Source organism: Paenibacillus sp. FSL R7-0204 (assembly GCF_038002225.1).
In the GTDB taxonomy this organism is placed as follows: Bacteria; Bacillota; Bacilli; order Paenibacillales; family Paenibacillaceae; genus Paenibacillus_AQ.
Map to the genome: position 1 here is coordinate 4,341,238 of NZ_JBBOCA010000001.1, position 16,535 is coordinate 4,357,772.

13 protein-coding genes are annotated in these 16,535 nt (G+C 53.1%); 9 read left to right on the forward strand and 4 right to left on the reverse strand.

Annotated features, from left to right (window positions below):
• Nucleotides 1-85: 85 nt before the first annotated feature.
• Complete coding sequence (locus MKX42_RS19170; RefSeq protein ID WP_340753896.1) at nucleotides 86-985, forward strand: hypothetical protein; 900 nt, start codon at nucleotides 86-88, stop codon at nucleotides 983-985.
• Nucleotides 986-1,101: 116 nt separating this feature from the next.
• Here the strand turns inward: MKX42_RS19170 and MKX42_RS19175 are convergent, their stop codons facing one another.
• The 3 genes from MKX42_RS19175 to MKX42_RS19185 all read right to left on the reverse strand — a co-directional run bounded on the left by MKX42_RS19175 (nucleotide 1,102) and on the right by MKX42_RS19185 (nucleotide 3,708).
• Nucleotides 1,102-1,296 carry a hypothetical protein gene (locus MKX42_RS19175; RefSeq protein ID WP_340753897.1) on the reverse strand — a complete coding sequence of 65 codons (195 nt, stop codon included), beginning with the start codon at nucleotides 1,294-1,296 and terminating at the stop codon, nucleotides 1,102-1,104.
• 359 nt (nucleotides 1,297-1,655) lie between these two features.
• Entirely contained in the window at nucleotides 1,656-3,041 is a 1,386-nt protein-coding gene (locus MKX42_RS19180) for a sensor histidine kinase (RefSeq protein WP_340753898.1), read from the reverse strand.
• Entirely contained in the window at nucleotides 3,031-3,708 is a 678-nt protein-coding gene (locus MKX42_RS19185; protein ID WP_340753899.1) for a response regulator transcription factor, read from the reverse strand. Before MKX42_RS19185 ends, MKX42_RS19180 begins: the two co-directional genes overlap by 11 nt.
• 186 nt (nucleotides 3,709-3,894) lie before the next feature.
• Here MKX42_RS19185 and MKX42_RS19190 point away from each other — a divergent pair, with 186 nt between their 5' ends.
• From MKX42_RS19190 to MKX42_RS19215, 6 genes are all read left to right on the forward strand, one after another.
• Nucleotides 3,895-4,800 (forward strand): hypothetical protein, encoded by a 906-nt coding sequence (locus MKX42_RS19190; protein ID WP_340753900.1) that lies wholly within the window; start codon nucleotides 3,895-3,897, stop codon nucleotides 4,798-4,800.
• Nucleotides 4,801-5,020: 220 nt separating this feature from the next.
• Nucleotides 5,021-6,574, forward strand: coding sequence for a response regulator (locus MKX42_RS19195; RefSeq protein WP_340757737.1), 1,554 nt, complete (start codon nucleotides 5,021-5,023; stop codon nucleotides 6,572-6,574).
• An 18-nt stretch (nucleotides 6,575-6,592) separates the two neighbouring features.
• Nucleotides 6,593-8,335 (forward strand): sensor histidine kinase, encoded by a 1,743-nt coding sequence (locus MKX42_RS19200; protein WP_340753901.1) that lies wholly within the window; start codon nucleotides 6,593-6,595, stop codon nucleotides 8,333-8,335.
• Between the two features lie 119 nt (nucleotides 8,336-8,454).
• On the forward strand, nucleotides 8,455-10,137 hold the full coding sequence (locus tag MKX42_RS19205; RefSeq protein WP_340753902.1) for an ABC transporter substrate-binding protein: 1,683 nt from the start codon (nucleotides 8,455-8,457) through the stop codon (nucleotides 10,135-10,137).
• Nucleotides 10,138-10,228: 91 nt separating this feature from the next.
• On the forward strand, nucleotides 10,229-11,218 hold the full coding sequence (locus MKX42_RS19210; protein ID WP_445669333.1) for an ABC transporter permease: 990 nt from the start codon (nucleotides 10,229-10,231) through the stop codon (nucleotides 11,216-11,218).
• Between the two features lie 17 nt (nucleotides 11,219-11,235).
• A complete protein-coding gene (locus MKX42_RS19215) occupies nucleotides 11,236-12,159 on the forward strand; it encodes a carbohydrate ABC transporter permease (protein ID WP_340753904.1) in 924 nt (307 codons plus the stop codon).
• A 73-nt stretch (nucleotides 12,160-12,232) separates the two neighbouring features.
• Here the strand turns inward: MKX42_RS19215 and MKX42_RS19220 are convergent, their stop codons facing one another.
• Nucleotides 12,233-13,069, reverse strand: a complete 837-nt coding sequence (locus tag MKX42_RS19220; protein ID WP_340753905.1) for a helix-turn-helix transcriptional regulator — start codon at nucleotides 13,067-13,069, stop codon at nucleotides 12,233-12,235.
• 127 nt (nucleotides 13,070-13,196) lie between these two features.
• Here MKX42_RS19220 and MKX42_RS19225 point away from each other — a divergent pair, with 127 nt between their 5' ends.
• Nucleotides 13,197-13,970, forward strand: coding sequence for an SDR family NAD(P)-dependent oxidoreductase (locus MKX42_RS19225; RefSeq protein ID WP_036729015.1), 774 nt, complete (start codon nucleotides 13,197-13,199; stop codon nucleotides 13,968-13,970).
• A 160-nt stretch (nucleotides 13,971-14,130) separates the two neighbouring features.
• Complete coding sequence (locus MKX42_RS19230; protein ID WP_340753906.1) at nucleotides 14,131-16,419, forward strand: preprotein translocase subunit SecA; 2,289 nt, start codon at nucleotides 14,131-14,133, stop codon at nucleotides 16,417-16,419.
• Nucleotides 16,420-16,535: the final 116 nt, after the last annotated feature.

The following is a 16,535-nucleotide window of genomic DNA, read 5'->3' on the forward strand; positions in this document are numbered from 1 at the left end:
CGGCGCGTTTGCCAGTACCCGGGGCTGTCCATTACAATGACAGTAATCAGGCTAACAATGCCTATTCCCGGGAGGAGAGTATGACATGGTAGCATGGGACCGTGCCGCATGGGGGCAATTAACGGTTGAAGAGAAAAGGCACGCGATGCAGGGAGTGCTTAAACAGCTGCCCGCTGGCTTCAAGTCGCTGCGCTTAGAGAGGTTCGAACGTTACGGCCAGTCCATAGAAACGGGTGTCTTCGTATATGAGGGCAGTGAATACGTGTACGTGCCGGGCGACACGGTGACCCTGGGCCGCTCAGAGGTACATATGTATGCCGAGATGTCTCCCGTCCGCGAAGCTGTGATCGGGCCATTGCTCGTCCAGCGCCAGCCTGCTTCAGCAGGCTGGTATGAATGTCCGCTGGACCGGCTCGACCCAGAGGAAGATGCGGATGTGCTCGAAGCCATCGAGGAGTTCCGTCAGGGGCCGCACACCAGCTATGAGTACTCCCAGTATTTCCGGCTCGAACGGGACGGGGAACAGATCGTAGTGTTCCTGTTCGACGACAGCGAATCGTTCGAAGAATGGTGCGAGTCAGAGCTGCCGGAGGGCTTCACCCTGCCGACTGAGGACGAATGGGAGTATCTGTACGGCGCAGGTGCACGAACGCTGTTCCCGTGGGGCGACGAGATTGACGAAACCATGCGGCTCAGACATGTGTCCGGTTCAAGTGTGGCTAATGCTGAGGACCCGTATCCGCTGGAGCTGCCGAATGGGTTAGGGCTATGCTTCCCCGGCGATCCTTACAAGAAGGAGCTGGTCCTCACACCGGACGGTATCACCGGCAAAGGCGGCGACGGCGGCTGCAATCTGCACGGCGGCCAAGGTGTTGCTCTAGGGTATCTCCCAACCGCGACCGCTTTCCGCGATCCTTATGAGAGCGAGCTGGAATGGGAGGATCTGCTGGATTGCCTGGTGTACCGGCGGGTTGTTAGGCTGTGAAATTACGAATAATATTATAAAACGGCCAAAAGCCGCCCGCTTCGCTAACGCGAATGCCGGGGCGGCTTATTCCATTGTCATGTTATTTAGTAAGGCAGCTTCATCGGCTAACGGTTTCACACACCCTGCGATATAAGCTCTCTCTGGACTGAAGCTGTTGAAGCTGCTCCTTCTGTGTCCGAATCAGGGCTCTTATCCAGTTCTTCCACACGTGCTACATTCAATTCCTGCTCGTTCTGATGAAGCTCTTTGACCATATTCCTGTAGATATGGGCTTCTTGACGGTCCAGTCCGTCACGATTCTCTTTCATGATCCAGGTTTCCACGGTTCGCTTGAGAATTTCGCCTCTTCGTTCCAACAGTTTCGTATAAGTCAACGTTTCTTCATTCCCTTCCTGAAGCTAGAGTTCATACGCCAGGGTGAAGCTCTGATGTCACATCCGGCGTAACGTCTACTATTATACGGGAAAGACCCGGCTCACCCAATGCGGAGCATCCGGAATTACATCGGGTGAGCTGCGCTCAGCGTAGAAGAGGCTGACTCAGCAGGCAGGTTCGCAGATGTTCGGACAGATGCTCCCATATACGGCAAGATAGAAGCAGAATTCGCCTACAAGTCAATATGTGTTCGGTTTTCCGCATACATTCTGTTCGTGTCCGTACTACCGCTTCAGCTCCGCAGCTCCACACGGAACACGCTGCCTCCGCCAGGGCAGTTCTCAGCCCGTATGCTGCCGCCAAGCGTGTCTACCAGCTCCTTGGCAATGGCAAGTCCCAGCCCGTGGCCCCCGGCCTCCCGCGAACGCGACTGGTCAGGGCGGTAGAAGCGCTCGAAGATCCGGCTCAGGTCTTCCGCAGGAATACCCACGCCTGTATCCTGTACCTCCAGCGCCAGCCACGTGCTGCTGTTCTTCTGAATGAGCGCAGCCCGCAGAATGACGCGGCCGCCTGCGGGTGTGAACTTGATGGCATTCTCCAGCAGAATGACCATGAGCTGCACCAGCTTCTCCTGATCCTGCTTCACCGGAAGCTCCGCCGGAGCTTCGAGGGTAAGCCGGATCTGCTTCGCTTCGGCCAGCACGCCCAGGCCGGAGAGCGTAAGGGCCAGAACCGGCGCGAGGTCGAAGCGCCGGAGGACCTGCTCCAGCAGCCCGGCATCACTGCGGGCCAGCAGGAGCAGGTCACGGGTCAGCGCGGTCATCCGCTGGACCTCCGAATACATCCCGTCCACCACATGACGGGTGAACGCCTGTTCATTGATGCTGTCCTCCAGCTTCAGCGTCTCGATGGAGGACAGCATCACGCTCAGCGGCGTGCGGAGCTCATGCGAGGCGTCCGCCGCGAAGTGCTTCTGCCGGTCATACGCCTCGCGGACCGGCACCATCGCCTGCCGCGACATCACCCGGCTGAAGACGGCGGCCAGCAGGATGAATGCTGCTGCGATGGCGGCCAATACGCCGAGAAGCCAGCGGAATAACTGCTGCTGGAAGGTAACATCTTTACCGGCATACAGGATGCCCGCAGGCTGCCCCTTATGCTCGAAGACCCGGCTGCCGAGCAGATAAGCAGCCTGCGGGCTGTCCTTGGGATCATTCCCCTTATGCAGCAGGCCTGGCCCCTGCTCCAGCTCCACTACCGCAAGTCCCTCCGCTGTCTTGGCCGCCCCGGAATCCGCTAGCTTCAGCACCTGCTCCTTCAGTCCCGGCTGAATCTCGCCACTGCCCAGCAGACCGCCCTCCGTATTCAAGATCACGTAGAATGACTGATCCGCACTGAGCGTAAATTCCTGATTCCCCGGCCCATGGTCCCTCCCTTGCAGCAGTTCATTGAACATAGGTCCTTGCAGCTGCTTCACCTCGGCATCCAGCAGAGAATTAAGCCGCTCCTTCTGGTTATTCCAGATCAGGAGATACAGAAGCAGATAGATGATAAGGAAAGACAATAGCAGAAATACGCTCATCACCGCACTATACCGCCAGGTAAGGCGCTTTTGGGTGCGTGCGAACAAGTCATTGCCGGAGCTGCTGGCCCCGGAACGAAAAACATTAAATTTCAAAGCTATACCCCACTCCCCGGATGCTGTGAATGTGCTGCTGTTCTCCGTCCAAGAGTGCCAGCTTCTTACGGAGCAGCTTGACCGTAGCATCGATGGTCTTGAGCGTAACCTCAGATTCCATCCCCCAGATCCGGTCCAGGATCACCTCGCGGGCAAGCACCGTGCCCTGGTTCTTCAGGAGCAGATCCAGGAGCTGATACTCTCTGGGCGTAAGCTGAACTTCCTGCATCCCTGCCGCAATCCGGTGGCTGTTCCGGTCCAGCACCAGCTCTCCGATCCGGCATTTGTCATTCTCCAGCGGGAGGAAGGTCCGTCGGCCCAAGGCCCGGAGCCGGGCCAGCAATTCATCAATTTCGAACGGCTTCACCAGATAATCATCCGCACCCGCATCGAGTCCGCGAATCCGGTCTTCCAGCGAATCCCTGGCCGTCAGCATCAGGATAGCCCCGGGATATCCATCCTGACGCAGCTGACGGCACACCTCCCGGCCATCCCGCTCCGGCAGCATCCAGTCCAGCACCAGCACATCATAGCCTGAGACACTGGCGAGATCATACGCCTCATCCCCGGAAGTGACCCATTCAACGGTGTATGCCGCTTTCTTCTTAATCATATGTACGATCAGTTCACCCAGCCGGGTATCGTCTTCCGCGAGCAAGATCTTCATGGGGGCCTCCCCTTCCTCTCATCAGGTGCTTGTGTCCTGTACATTTGTCAATATATCAAGATACCACATTCCAGTGAAAATCTGGTGAAAACAATGCAGTTGCCCTTTCTCCGTATTTTCACACTGGGAGTATAGAGTAAGTGGCAAGCCATACATTACCCGAAAACGGGAAAGGATGATTCAACGATGAAAGCAACACGTAAACCGTTCGTTCCAAAAGCAGGCAAGCTGATTGCCGGCACCTTGACAGCAGCACTAGCCCTAAGCACTGGCGGGCTGAGCGCCTTCGCCGCCTCTTCCCCATCGGCTGCTAGCGTTTCGAGTGTCCAATCTGCAACGTACAGCAGTCCAGCCCCGCTGCTTCCGGCTCCTGAAGCTGGCCTTCCGCCTGCGGGTACAGAGCCGCTTAGCCCGCCAGCCGGACCACCCGGCGGCCCCGGCTTAGGCGGTCCCGGCCTCGGCGGCATCGAGACCAGCGACCTGCTGGCCACGCTTGGCCTGTCGTCCAGCGGGCTGCGCAAAGCGCTTGAATCGGGAAGCTCGCTTAGCGCAATTGCCAAGCAGCAGAACGTGGACTCTCAGAAGCTGCTCCAGCTCGCCGCAAGTGCAATAGAGGCCAGACTCAGCCAGGAATATAAGGATGGACGTATCACCGAGAGCGTGTATAAGAGCCGCCTCAGTGAAGTCTCCAAGCGTGCGGCGTCCCTGCTGAACCAGACCCGGCCGAAGCCGCCGGTGCCCGGTTCAGCACCGGCAGATACGGCTGCATTGCCGCCGCTCGGGCCTGGGCTGGCGAGTCTTGACCGCTCGGAACTCGCCGGACTGCTGGGCATCAGCACCAGCCAGCTTGCCTCCGGTCTCGGCAGCGGACAATCCCTTGCCGAACTGGCAGGCACAAGCGGAACCATTACGCAGAAGCTGATGGATCTGGTCTCAGCTGCCCTGACCCAGGATTTGAAGGAACGCCTGGCCAGAGGAGACCTGTGGACGGATGAATATTCAGCTGAACTCGCGAATGTTCAGACCCGGGCCGCCGATCTGGTGCAGCATCAGCATCCGTTGCCCCCGCATCTCCTGCAGAATGACCAATAAGATAAGCGTTTAGCGAAAAATACAATACCAAAGAGCCTGTGTCTAACGATGCAGGCTCTTCGTGTTGAAAGGATTTTCCAGCAGATGCTAGAATAAAAAGTCGTTTCCACTCGAATTCTGTCAGGGAATTAGCTTATAATGATCACACTGCGACTTGACCGAGGATGGAACAGGACCAAGCAATCCAGAATAACCCCAAGGAGGAAGTCCATTGTATAAGGTGCTGATTGTAGATGATGAAGTTTTTGTGCGGAAGGGCTTGATCCGGATCTTAAGCGAATGCTCGCCGCAATTCGAAATTTGCGGTGAAGCCGAGAACGGGGAGCAAGCGCTTACCCTGATTGAACAATTGAACCCGGAGCTGGTGATATGCGATATCCGTATGCCCGTGCTGGACGGGCTGGGACTGATCAAGAAAGTGAAGACGGAGCTTGTGCAGGAGCCGATTTTTATTATTTTGAGCGGATATGCCGACTTCTCCTATGCCCAGCAAGCTTTCCGGTACAATGTGTCCGATTATATCCTCAAGCCGGTTGACGAACAGGAGCTTACGGTTGCACTAGGCAAAATCGCCCATATGTTGAACAAGAAGCAGCTCCTCTCCATCACCCGGGAAAAGCCTCTGGTCGAGACGGTCATCGAAAGCCTGCTGCAGACAGAACCCGACGATCAGGTCATGGGGCGGATCGCCTACGCGCTGGAGCTCCCTCTCACCTCTTCCTATACGTATCTCATCGCAGAAATGCAGGATCAGCTCCCCGCCGGAGAAGTCGATTACCTGCCTGCACTGAGGGACTCGCTGCTGCGTTATTTCCGCCAAGAGGCTCAGACTCTGCTCCTTCATGTACGCACTAACAATCAATACGGGGTGATCGTGCCCGGCCATTGGATCGATGAACCTAATCATTCCCCGCGGGGAGGATACCGTACGATGCTGGATACATTGGAGCGGGAGCTTGGAACAAGCATCGCTTTGTTCGTTGGCCGGAAGGTAAGCCATCTCAAGCAGATTGCAGACTCCGGGGCCAGTGCCGAGCAATGCCTCCAGTACCGTTTTGCCGCCGGCTTCGAGGGTATATATATGGCGGACGAGCTGCTGGAGCTGCCCTTATACTATTTCGACATCGATGAAGGATTACACAGTAAGCTGATTTACGAGGTCGAAGCCAATGACAACAAGGGTTACAGCTCAACTGTAGATGCTATTTTCGCCTTGTTTCAGGAGCGCCACTTCGCCCCCGGGGCGGTGACGAACACGATCCGGCGCAGCATGATTGCCATCATCAACATTATCCGGCAGCTCGAAGGTGACGAGAATACGCTGCAATGGATGAATGAGCTGCTCAACTGGCCGCTGAAATACCGCAATCTGAATCAGCTGAAGCAGATATTCCAGCAGTTTATCGCCGAAGCCGCAGAATATATCGCCGAGAAGCGCGGCGGCAAGAGCGAAGGCAATATTGAGCGGATCAAAAAATATATCGACGGGCATTACCGTGAAAATATCTACCTTAAGGGTATTGCCGCCGATTTCGATATGAACCCGGTCTATCTTGGGCAGTTATTCCGCAAAACCTACGGAGTGTATTTCAATGAATACCTGCTGACCCTGCGGATTGAGGAGGCTAAACGCCTGTTGCGGCAGACCAAGAAGCGGATGTACGAAATCGCGGAGCTGGTCGGCTTCCAGAATGCGGATTATTTTGCCACCCAGTTTGAAAAGCTTGAGAATATGACGCCGACCGATTATCGCAATATGATGATTGGGCAGTAAATAAGGAGGCTCCCTGCCGTGTTCAACTTCCGTCTGAATCATATGAAGCTTAGAAGCAAGCTGATTGTCATCTACATTGTATGCGTGTTCATCCCGATCATCCTGACCAATGTAATGTTCTATCGGGTTACCACCGCCAATATTAAGAATCAGAAGACCGCTGATGCTGAGCAGGCGATGAATCTGCTGCAGGCTGAGCTGAGGACCGTAATTGAGGATGCAGCAGGCATATCCTACCTCTACTCTATTGACCGGCAGCTGATCCAGCATCTGAATACCACCTATGCTTCAACGGACCGCTATGTGGAGTCGCTGAACGCCATATCGAATCTGTTCAACCGGACTGACAAAGAGAACAAGGTGCTGAGCTCCTCGGTGATTATGACCGACAATCCAACCGTTCTGGCCTCAGCCCATATCATTAAGCTGGAGGACAGTATGCGCCAGCAGAACTGGTATAAGCAGATCAGTAAGTTCAGTAACACCCACCCTCATCTCTATGTAACGCCCGACAGCATCAGCGTGATCCAGCGCCTTACCGACCGCAGGCTGGAGACCTACGAACATGTGCTAAAAATCGACCTGAACATGAACCATATCCGGCAGATTCTGGATTTATCCAGCTTCAGCGGTGATTTCTATATTCTCGATCCGTCGGGCCAGGCCCGCTTCGGCCGTCTCTCCAGCGGTCAGCCCAGCGGGCTGATTACTGCGGCGCACACCCTGACCCCAACTGAGATTCCCAAGCCTAAGCAGGCCATTGTGATCGACAAGACATACCAGAATAACCGTTATCTAAGCGGCTGGTCGATTTACGGCGTCCTGGATGAGACCCTTATTTTGTCTGACGTCAGACAATCGGGGCAATTTATCCTCTGGTTTGCCGGTATTAACTTCCTGGTTCCTACCATCGTAATAATGATCATGTCCCGTTCTATTCACACGCGTATTAAGAACATTCTGAAGCATATGAAGTCTGTAAAAGACAAAAACTTCGGACTGATCCCCTACCACCTGGAGCGGGATGAGATTGGCGAGCTTACCGTCGAGTTCAACCGGATGAGTAAGCGCATTGAGAACCTGATCAATGATGTATATGTTGCAGAAATACAGAAGAAGGAGCTTGAGCTGCGGCAACGGCAGGCCCAGCTGCATGCACTGCACAGCCAGATCAACCCTCACTTTCTGTTCAATGCGCTGGAGACGATCCGGATGCGCAGTATGATGAAGGGCGAGACTCAGACGGCCCGGACGATTCAGAACATGGCGAAGATTTTCCGCAAATCAATCATGTGGAAAAGCAGCTTCGTTACGATCCGCGAGGAGCTTGAATTAATCGAGAGCTTCCTGGAGATTCAGAAATACCGCTTCGACAACAAGCTTGAATATCACATCGAGGTGGACCAGTCACTGCTGGGCATTGAAATTCCGAAGATGGCCTTCCTTCCGTATGTGGAGAACGCCAGTATTCACGGGATTGAGAATATAGCCGGCATCGGGTATATCAACATTCAGATCGCCCAGGAGAACGGGCAGATTGTCTTCGTCATTGCAGATAACGGCGTAGGCATGGACCAGGCAAAAATCAGTGAGCTTATGCATTACCTGGAGGATGCATCCGCCATGGGTGATTCGATCGGGATGAAGAATGTAATCACCCGGCTGAGAATCACCTACGGGGAATCGTTCACCTTCTCCATCACGAGCGAGCCCGGAGCGGGAACCCGCATTTTGCTGCGTCTGCCCCTGGAGAATAAATAAATATAGGGTATACCTTAATTATTCAAAGACCAATCTAAGGTTTGCCCTGTAACAAAGTTAAACGCTTTCTTTTATAATGAGGATGTTCAATAGCACAAAGAAAAGAAAGGGGATATGAAATGCGTACAAAGAAATGGTTGCAAACCGGACTGGCTGTTGTTATGGCTTCCGCACTCCTTGTAGTTGGCTGCTCAAACGGCAACTCAGGGGAAAAGAACAGCGCGTCCGGCGGAGAAAACAGCGAAGTCAGCACAGAACCGGTAACATTCACTTACTTCGGCTTCGGGGCCAACAAGGATACCATGGCCAGTGATACCACCATCGGTAAGAAGCTTCAGGAACAGACAGGTGTAGACTGGAAAATGGAATACGTAGTTGGAGATGGAAGTACCAAGTCCGGTGTTATGATTGCCGGAGGCGACTATCCGGATGTCATCTCTCCAGTCGGCGAGTTGGCCAAGCTGCTCGATGCCGGTGCATACATTCCGCTCAATGATCTGATTGAGAAGTATGGCCCTAATATCAAACGTGTCTACGGCGATTATATGAACAAGATCACCAATGAAGACGGCAACATCTATATCCTTCCCTTCACTGCAAATGTAAACGGATACTTGTCGCCCCCGGATCCTAGCAGCACCTTCTGGATGCAGAGACGCGTCCTTAAAGAATTCGGTTACCCGGAAGTGAAAACGCTTGACCAGTACTTTGACCTGATTGAGAAATACCAGGCCAAGTACCCTAAGGTGGATGGTAAAGATACCATCGGCTTCGCCACCTTCGCCGGTACAGCCGGTGAATTCTTCACCATCACCAACCAGCCCATGCATCTGGCCGGTTATCCGAATGAAGGCGGCGTCCTGGTGAACATGGATTCTCATGAAGCCAAGCTGTATCAGGGAACCGAAGATGAGAAGCGCTGGCTGGCCAAATTGAACGAAATGAACGGCAAGGGTCTGGTTGACCCTGAGACATTCACAGCGAACAAAGACCAGTATCTGGCGAAGCTGACCTCCGGCCGTGTACTCGGATATGTCAACTATTCCTGGCAGATCAACGATGCCACTAACAACCTGAGATCTGCCGGTAATGACGACCTGCGTTACGTTGCCCTTCCTATCGTATTTGACGAAGGCATTAAAGACGCTTATGTTGATCCTCCGTCCTTCGTGAACAACCGCGGGCTGGGCATCTCAGTCAGCGCGAAGGATCCGGTCCGCATCATCAAGTATTTTGATAACCTGCTGACCGACGAGAACCAGAAGCTTGTAGAATGGGGCATTGAAGGCGAAACTTACACGAAGAACGCTGAAGGCCGTATGGTGATGAGCGAAGAACAGCTGACAAACCGCAACGACAATGATTTCAAACGTAAATTTGGCTTCGCTTATTTCGATTATGAATGGCCGCGTTATGGCGACAACTCCGTGTATGATGACGGCAACGCCCACGTTCCGTTCAACCAGCCGGAAGTTGCAGCTATCAACTACACAGAAGGCGACAAAACACTGCTGAAGGCATACAACCTGAAGACCTTCTCCGACTTCTATGCCGAGCCGGTAGAGCGTCCATGGTACCCTGCCTGGAGTATTGAGAAAGAACCGGGCTCACCTGAGCAGCTCTTCAGCCAGAGAGCCGGCGATTTGCAGCAGAAGTACTATCCTCGCATGGTGCTTGCTGCCCCTGGCCAATTTGAAACGGTCTGGAATGAATATCTGGCCGAATACAACAAGCTCGATGCTAAGGGCTACGAAGAATTCATGACTAACAAGATCAAGGACCGCATCGACGGCAAATGGTAAGCGTCCGCTTCCCAGCTGCAGCATGATGAACCGGGAAAAGTGAAGCAGCGCCTTCACTTTTCCCTTCTACACTTGTTAGCAAATAGAGAATATGGAGCTTGGAAAGGGGACGGTACAGGTGGGAAAAACCGCTGTGCAGTTGGCAAAATCGAATAATACCGGTACTTCGCGCTTCAAAACCTTTTTTAAAGAGCTATCTAAACAGAAAATGCTGATGCTGATGTCATTGCCCTTTCTGTTATGGGTGATTATATTCAAATACCTCCCGCTATGGGGATGGACCATTGCCTTCCAGAAATTCAAACCGGCTAAGGATCTGTTCGATCAGAAGTGGGTCGGACTCGATAACTTCAAGTTCCTGTTCCAGGAACAGCAGTTCTACCGTGTGCTCCGCAATACGCTCGTCATGAGCTCAATTAACCTGGTTCTCGGATTTGTAACAGCCATCGTACTGGCCCTGCTGCTGAATGAGCTGCGCAATGTATTCTTCAAACGCACCGTGCAGACGATCAGTTACCTGCCTTACTTCATTTCCTGGGTCGTAGCGGCCAACATTGTACAAATGGCACTGGCACCGGAAGGGATCATCAATGTGCTGCTGGTCAAAGCGCAGCTTATTGATCATCCAATTCTGTGGCTGGGCGAAGGCAAGTACTTCTGGGGAATACTCGGGGTTACGGAAGTCTGGAAGAATGTCGGCTGGAATACCATCATCTATCTGGCAGCCATCACCTCCATCGACCCTTCTCAATATGAAGCAGCTGAGATTGACGGGGCATCCCGTCTGCAAAGAATGTTCTATATTACCCTGCCGGGTATCAAGCCGGTTATCGTTCTGATTCTGATCATGAACCTGGGCCATATTCTGGAGTCCGGCTTCGAGGCGCAGTACCTGTTAGGTAACGGGATGAACCTCGACTACTCGGAGAATCTGGATATTTTCGTACTGAAGTACGGAATGCAGATGAATAACTTCGGGCTTGCCACCGCAGCAGGTATGTTCAAAACGCTGGTCAGCTTCATCTTCTTGATCGCAGCCAATAATATCGCCAAGCGTATGGGCGAAAGCAGATTGTACTAGAAAGGAGGACACAAGTAATGGCTAAATCCAAAACCAATTCATACCGGAATTCTTCCTTGGGTGACCGAATCTTCGATATATGCAATACGATCTTCATGATTCTCTTGGTCATTGTTACCCTCTATCCGTTCCTGAATATGTTTGCATTATCGTTCAATGAAGCGAATGACTCTGTCCGCGGGGATATTTATATCTGGCCCCGGGAATGGACGCTGCGGAACTTCGAGTATGTATTCAGTGAATCCAACATCTTCTTTTCAACGTTTGTATCCGCAGCACGGACTGTCGTCGGGACTGTGGTCTCCGTGTTCTGTACAGCGATGCTTGCCTATACGGTAAGCCGCCCGGAATATAAGCTGAAGAAGTTTGTGTCCGTCACGTTTATTTTCACCATGTACTTCAGCGGCGGTCTGATCCCGGGTTACCTGCTGATCAAAGAGCTGAACATGCTGAACAGCTTCTGGGTCTATATCATTCCCGGTATCATCGGCGTATTTAATATGATCGTCATCCGCTCCTTCATCGAGGCACTTCCTGAGGGACTGATGGAATCGGCCAAAATCGACGGCGCCGGCGACTTCATCACCTTCTCGCGCATTGTGCTTCCGCTGACCGTGCCGGCGCTCGCTACCGTCTCCCTGTTCGTAGCGGTCTATCAGTGGAATTCCTGGTTTGACGTCTTCCTGTACAACTCCTCCACGCCAAGCCTGAGTACTCTGCAATACGAGCTGATGAAGATGCTGTCAACATCCAACACCGCGATGTCCAGTTCCTCGGCAGGCGATGCCTTTGCGAACGCGCAGGGCAACAAATCGACCGTTACACCGACCTCTATCCGTGCTACGATGACCATTGTGGCCAGTGTGCCGATTATCATCGTCTATCCGTTCCTGCAGAAGTATTTCGTCAAAGGGATGGTTGTCGGCGGGGTCAAAGGCTAAGTGTAAAAGGCTGTGCACATAAACAAGCGATCTTCGGAAGGCCATCCGCCTGGTCTGAAGACCGCTTGTTTTTTTAATTACTTTTGCTTGCCATTAACTCCTGCTCCAAACGGGATTTCGTTGCCGTATCCGGCAAATAGAGCATAATCCGCTGATCTGGATCATTAGGGAACTGTAGGGTAATATGTTCAAACTCCAATACTCCAAGCTCAGGGTGATACAGCTTCTTGTAGCCGTCAAGGCTGCTCGGCGCCTCGTGTTGCTGCCACATCCTTGCGAAATCTGAGCTTACATTCTTAAGATCAACAATTAATTGGTTAAATGAAACATCCTCCAGATAACGGGCTCGCGATGTCTGGAACTCGGCTACAATTCTCTGGGAGACATCATGCCAATCCTCTGAACCCTCCCTCCAGACAGGGTCGGTGAACTGACGCCACATTAGATTATGATCATGCGGAGGTGACGGCCGGCTAATCGTAAAAACAGCTTCCGCCGCTGCATTCCAGGCCAGAAAATCATACCTCCTCCCGATTACATAAGCAGGATTCGGATTGAATTCGTCCAGCATCATCTGGACAGACGGGCTGATCTTCTCTTCAGCAGCAGCCAGTTGAGGCGGCAGTGACTCTCCTGACAGTAGAAAAAGATGCCGACGCTCATTGGGGGTTAGCTTAAGGGCCGAAGCCAGACTCTCCAGCACACCCACTGATGGACTGATATCACGTCCCTGCTCAAGCCGCGTATACCATGAAAGACCTATACTGGCGAGTTGAGCAACTTCTTCGCGGCGTAAACCTTGTGTCCGGCGGCGGCCCCCGGCAGACAGTCCGACATCATGCGGAGAGATCGAGGATCTTGCTTTTCGCAGAAAATTCCCTAAGGCTAAACGGCGTTCACTATCATTCAACTAAGCAGCCCCCTTATCCTGTCACTCGTAAGCCTACCATTAAGAAGGCTCTCCTCCCAAAACAATAGCCAAAGTATACTCAAAGTGATCAAGGATATCAATATATCTAGGGAAAAGGAGAATCAACATGACAAATTATTCGGGACAATTATTGAAGGACAAGGTGGTAATGATTACGGGTGCCGGACGGGGGATCGGGGCTGCGGCAGCAAAGTGTTTTGCCATGCAGGGCGCCTCGGTGATGCTCGTCTCACGGACAGAATCTGAGCTGCGTTCACTCAAAGATGAGATTACGGCAGCCGGAGGACAGGCGGAATATTTCACAGCCGATCTGGCAGAAGCGGGCGGCGCTGGGGAAGCGGTCAACGCCACAGTAAGGCGGTATGGCCGGCTTAACGCCGCTTTCAACAACGCTGGTATCGGAGTCACCATATCCTCTTTGGTCGATGAGAAAGAAGAGGATTTCGACCTGATTCAGTCTGTAAACTATAAAGGAGTCTGGCTGTGCATGAAAGCCCAGATTACGGCAATGCTGCAGACCTCCGGATCAGGGGCAATTGTCAATACCAGCAGTGTCGGCAGCTTAAAGGGCAATCCCGGCTTGGGTGCCTACGGCGCCTCCAAACGCGGAGTTAACAGCCTCACGCAAACAGCTGCCATCGAATACGGACCAGCGGGCATTCGGGTCAATGCCATCGCCCCCGGTACAACTATGACAGATATGATTCAACAGTGGGTCTCCATCAATCCTGAGATTATCGAGCAAATCAGTGCCAAGACGCCCCTCCGGCGTCCGGCTGAACCTATAGAAGTCGCACAGGCAGCGGCCTGGTTACTTAGTGATCAAGCCTCCTTCGTGACCGGGGTCATCCTCCCGGTAGACGGCGGGCTGAGTGCCTAAAGGGCGCTTCCCCGCCCCTTTTTTATCCGGCCAATACTTGTCTCAGGAGCTTATAATCCATACATTGGTAAACTGAAACATGAATGAATTATAATATACAGGTAAAGTAGCCCGAAGACGTTCATGTTAGTAGTCGGGAGAGCGGGGAGAGGACATTACTATGAATATAGCTGTTAAATGGTTGCAGAATTTCAGAGACCACGATAACCGGCAACTGCTGAAGAACTATGAGGTTACAGCGGAGCTTATCCGCACACGGAATTTGACAGCCTGGGCTGATGCAGAGCTTCAAGCAGAGTCCCTCCGTCTTCAACAAGCCGCCCGGTCAGGCGTAGCCCTGGACGAGCTGCTGGTGGATGCCTATGCGTTAGTCTGTGAGGCTGCTAACAGAACACTCGGATTACAGCCCTATCATGTCCAGATTATGGCCGCTATCGCACTACACCAGCGTATGCTGATCGAACAGCATACCGGTGAGGGCAAAACCCTCTCAGCCGTAATGCCGGCCTATCTGAATGCGCTGACCGGCAAAGGCGTGCATGTGCTGACCTTCAATGATTATTTGGCCCGGCGGGATGCGCAGTGGATGGGTCCCGTCTACCGCTTCCTGGGACTAACGGTGGATTCGGTTCAAGCGGGTATGAGCCTGACTGAGAAACGTGCTGCCTACAGAAGCGATATCACCTATGTTACGGCAAAAGAAGCAGGGTTCGACTACTTGCGCGATACTATTGCACTTACGGAAGCCGCTACGGTACATCGCCCATTCCACTACGTCATCGTGGACGAAGCTGATTCCTTGCTGCTTGATGAAGCGCGGGTACCGCTTGTAATCAGCGGCGAATCTGAGGTCAGCCTTAGCGACGGCACGCGATACGCGGAACTGGCCCGGCAGCTGCTGGCTGGAGAGCATTACGATTATGACGAATTCCAGCGGAACGTATACCTGAACGATGCGGGGGCTGCCAAAGTAGAAGAGTTGCTGGGATGCGGTAATCTCTATGATAGCCGGAATAGTCAGCTGCTGACCTCACTGAATTGTGCACTGCATGTGGAGACCTTATTAACGAAGGATATTGATTATATCGTCCGTGGCGGTGCTATCGAGCTGATCGAAGAGTATACAGGACGCGTGGCAGAGAACCGTTATTTGCCGGACGGGCTGCAAGCGGCTTTGACAGCGAAGGAAGGACTGAAATGGAACGCAGGCGGGAAAATACTCGGTACGATCACTATTCAACACTTCATTAGCCTATATCCTGAAATCTGCGGAATGACGGCTACAGCCTGTGCCTCCGCTATGGAATTCAAGGATATCTATGCTCTGCAGGTGGTACAGATTCCGCCGAACCGGCTGAACATCCGGACCGATTACCCGCACCGGATCTACACGCACAAGGAAGCCAAATATCAGGCGCTCGTGCAGAACATCTCCTCTATTCACAGGGAGGGCCGTCCCATTCTGATCGGGACCGCAAGCGTTGAGGAATCGGACATGCTGGCTGCGGAGCTTGCGGCTGCCGGGGTTCCCGTTCAGGTGCTGAATGCGAAGAATGATGCTGAGGAAGCTGATATTATCGCCAGAGCCGGAGAACTGGGCGCCGTAACGGTCTCAACGAATATGGCGGGACGCGGTGTCGATATCCGGCTCGGCGGCGGTGATCCGGTACAGGCAGACGCTGTCGCCCGGCTCGGCGGCTTATATGTTATTGGCACCCATGTGAACGAAAGCGTACGGATTGACAACCAGCTTCGCGGGCGTTCCGGCCGCCAGGGCGACCCGGGGGCTTCTGTCTTCTATGTCAGTCTGGAAGATGAACTGATGCGCCGCTTCAGCCCCCCTACCCCAGCCCATGCGGTCAGACAGCAGAAAGCTATTGAAGAGCCTTCGCTTGGCCGTAAAATCGCAAGTATTCAGCAAATTGTAATGAGTCAGAACTTCGATATCCATAACGAGCTGAACCGTTATTCGGATATGATCGAGGACCAGCGGCGGATTCTCTACGCAGAGCGGCTCAGCATTCTGCTGGGCGAGCAGCCGATGAGCCCTGCGGAGCAGCGGGTACGGCTATTCTATATCGATGAATGCTGGGCTGACCATCTGGCCTTCGTCTCCTATCTCCGCGAAGGCATTCACCTGGAGAGCATCGCCAGCCGCAGCCCGATCGATGAATTTCATACACAGATTACCGGAGCGTTCGATCAGATCCCGGGCAAGATCAACCGAGCGGAAGAGGCGATGCTGGTCAGGCTTGGAGGGTCCAATGATCCGGCTGAATGGGAACGGCTGGGCCTTAGGAGCCCTGCTTCGACCCGGACTTATATCATTAATGATCAATATCTACAGAATAAGCGCAGCTCATGGACGGGAACGACCGTTGTAGCTTTTTGGCTTCGTCCCTTTGCACAGAAGGTACTATCCCCCTTCATTAAGCAACCGAAATACTAATATGGCTCTTATTGCAGAAGTGGAAACAGCATCTGCAACTATCCATTTTCCCTATTGGAGGTGCTTCGAGACAAATTAAGTGCCCTTTTTCCAATAGCTGTCGTCGCAGGGCTCCA

What these genes read in the sequence shown, in the direction of transcription:
- MKX42_RS19170 (WP_340753896.1), top strand. Translation starts at nt 86, where the DNA reads ATGGTAGCATGGGACCGTGCCGCATGGGGGCAATTAACGGTTGAAGAG.
- MKX42_RS19175 (WP_340753897.1), bottom strand. Translation starts at nt 1,296, where the DNA reads ATGAAAGAGAATCGTGACGGACTGGACCGTCAAGAAGCCCATATCTAC.
- MKX42_RS19215 (WP_340753904.1), top strand. Translation starts at nt 11,236, where the DNA reads ATGGCTAAATCCAAAACCAATTCATACCGGAATTCTTCCTTGGGTGAC.
- MKX42_RS19225 (WP_036729015.1), top strand. Translation starts at nt 13,197, where the DNA reads ATGACAAATTATTCGGGACAATTATTGAAGGACAAGGTGGTAATGATT.
- MKX42_RS19230 (WP_340753906.1), top strand. Translation starts at nt 14,131, where the DNA reads ATGAATATAGCTGTTAAATGGTTGCAGAATTTCAGAGACCACGATAAC.
- MKX42_RS19185 (WP_340753899.1), bottom strand. Translation starts at nt 3,708, where the DNA reads ATGAAGATCTTGCTCGCGGAAGACGATACCCGGCTGGGTGAACTGATC.
- MKX42_RS19190 (WP_340753900.1), top strand. Translation starts at nt 3,895, where the DNA reads ATGAAAGCAACACGTAAACCGTTCGTTCCAAAAGCAGGCAAGCTGATT.
- MKX42_RS19210 (WP_445669333.1), top strand. Translation starts at nt 10,229, where the DNA reads ATGGAGCTTGGAAAGGGGACGGTACAGGTGGGAAAAACCGCTGTGCAG.
- MKX42_RS19205 (WP_340753902.1), top strand. Translation starts at nt 8,455, where the DNA reads ATGCGTACAAAGAAATGGTTGCAAACCGGACTGGCTGTTGTTATGGCT.